This window comes from Xanthomonas sp. SHU 308 (assembly GCF_000364645.1).
GTDB classification, from domain to species: Bacteria; Pseudomonadota; Gammaproteobacteria; order Xanthomonadales; family Xanthomonadaceae; genus Xanthomonas_A; species Xanthomonas_A sontii.
In genome coordinates, this window is sequence record NZ_AQOK01000668.1 from 1 (window position 1) to 2,189 (window position 2,189).

Annotated in this window: 1 pseudogene; it reads left to right on the plus strand. The window is 75.1% G+C overall.

Annotated elements, in window-relative coordinates:
* A pseudogene (locus tag D588_RS25340) lies at window positions 1-2,189 on the plus strand (hypothetical protein); the annotation flags it as partial.

Genomic DNA, 2,189 nt, shown 5'->3' on the forward strand with positions numbered 1-2,189 from the left:
ATCGTCGACGAGAACGGCGAGGTGCTGCTGGAAGGCACCACCACCGCGGCCGAGCAGGGCGCCAGCGCGTTCGGCGCCGGCGCGCAGGCCAATGGCGCGTTCTCCACCGCACTGGGCACGGCGGCACGCGCCGACGGCCTGCAGAGCACGGCAACCGGCTTCTCCGCCGCCGCCACCGGGCTGGCCGCGACCGCCAACGGCGGCTTCAGCCAGGCCGGCGGCGATTTCGCTTCGGCAGTCGGCTACGGCGCCAACGCCAGCGGCGGCAATGCCGTGGCGCTGGGCTATTCGAGTCTGGCCAGCGGGGCGTCCAGCACCGCGGTCGGCGGCAGCGTGCTCGGCCTGTTCACCACCGAGGCGCAGGGCGAGGGCGGCAGCGCATTCGGCGCCGGCGCCTGGGCCAACGGTGCGTTCTCCACCTCGGTCGGCTGGCTCAGTTCGGCCGACGGCGCGTCCAGCGCCGCGTTCGGCGCCGCGTCGTGGGCGCAGGCCGACGATTCCACCGCGCTGGGCTACGGCGCCAAGGCCGCGGCCAGCGGCAGCGTCGCGCTCGGCAAGGGATCGGTCGCCGATCGCGCCGACACGGTGTCGGTGGGCAGTGCCGGCAAGGAGCGGCAGATCGCCAACGTCGCCGCCGGCACCGAAGGCACCGATGCGGTGAACCTGGACCAGCTCGACGCGGTCAAGCAGGTGGCCGACGGCACCGCGCGGCTGTTCGCCGGCAGCGGCGACGGCACCGCGCTGGCGCAGGGCCAGCAGGCCATCGCCGCCGGCGCCGATGCGCTGGCCGATGGCGACTACACCACCGCCGTGGGGTCCACCAGCACCGCCGCCGGCCTCGGCGCCTCGGCGCTGGGCAGCGGCGCGGTCGCCAGCGGCGCCCACGCCAGTGCGGTCGGTACCGATGCCACGGCGGTCGGCACCTCGGCCACCGCCATCGGCAGCACCGCGACGGTGTACGAGTACGACGAGAACGGCTTCATCGTCGGCAGCCGCGAGCAGACCACCCAGGCCCTGGGCGTGGCCGCCACCGCGGTCGGCGGCGGCGCGCAGGCGCTGGATCCGCTGACCACCGCGGTCGGCACCGGCACCTCGGCCGGCGGTGTGCAGAGCACCGCGCTGGGCTACCACGCGCAGACCTTCAAGGATGGCGCCACCGCGGTCGGCGGCCTGTCCGAAGTGGCCGGCGACCTGGGCACGGCGGTGGGCTACAGCGCTCGCGCCGCAGGCGACTACGCCACCGCGATGGGCATCGGCGCGCGCGCCACCGCCACCAGTGCGGTGGCGATGGGCATGAACGCGCTGGCCAGCGGCACCGACAGCGTCGCCGTGGGCGGCGTCAGCACCGCCGCGGCCAGCGCCGGCAACAGCGTGGGCATCGCCGCTGCCACCGGCGTCGGCGGCATCGCGCTGGGCGCCGGCGCGCAGAGCCAGTCCGACTACGCGATCGCGCTGGGCTACAACGCCAACGTGTTCCCGAACCTGCCGGGCAACGTCGATTCGGTCGCCATCGGCCACAGCGCCGGTTCGTTCGCGCCGCGCACGGTGTCGTTGGGCAGCTATGCGCTGGCCGCGGGCGACAGCGGCATCGCGCTGGGCTACAAGGCCACCGCCTGGAACCCCGACAGCGTCGCGCTGGGCGCACGTGCGGTGACGTCGATCTACAACAACAACGGCACCGCGCTCGGCACCGACAGCCAGGCCAACGGCAGCGATGCCACCGCGATCGGCTACGGCGCGCGGGTCAGCACCTGGCTGGACGATGCGCGCAACCAGGCGCCGACCAATGCGGTCGCGCTCGGCGCGCATTCCTACGCCGCGCGCGACAACAGCGTGTCGGTCGGCGATGTCGGCAACGGCCTGACCCGGCAGATCACCAGCGTCGCCGCCGGCACCGAAGCCACCGACGCGGTCAACGTGGCGCAGTTGCAGGAGGCCGGCAAGTACCTGCAGGCCAGCGCCGGCAACAGCGACGCCGGCGCCTACGTCGAAGGCGACGACGCGCTCGCCGCCGGCGAGGCCGCCAATGCCATCGGCAACGGCAGCACCGCAGTTGGCGCCGGCGCCGACGCGCTCAACAGCGGGGCGACCGCGGTGGGCAGCGGCGCGGTGGCCGCCGGGCAGAACAGCGCTGCCTTCGGCACCAACGCGCAGGCCACCGGGCCGGCGGCGGTGGCGGTCGGCGGGGG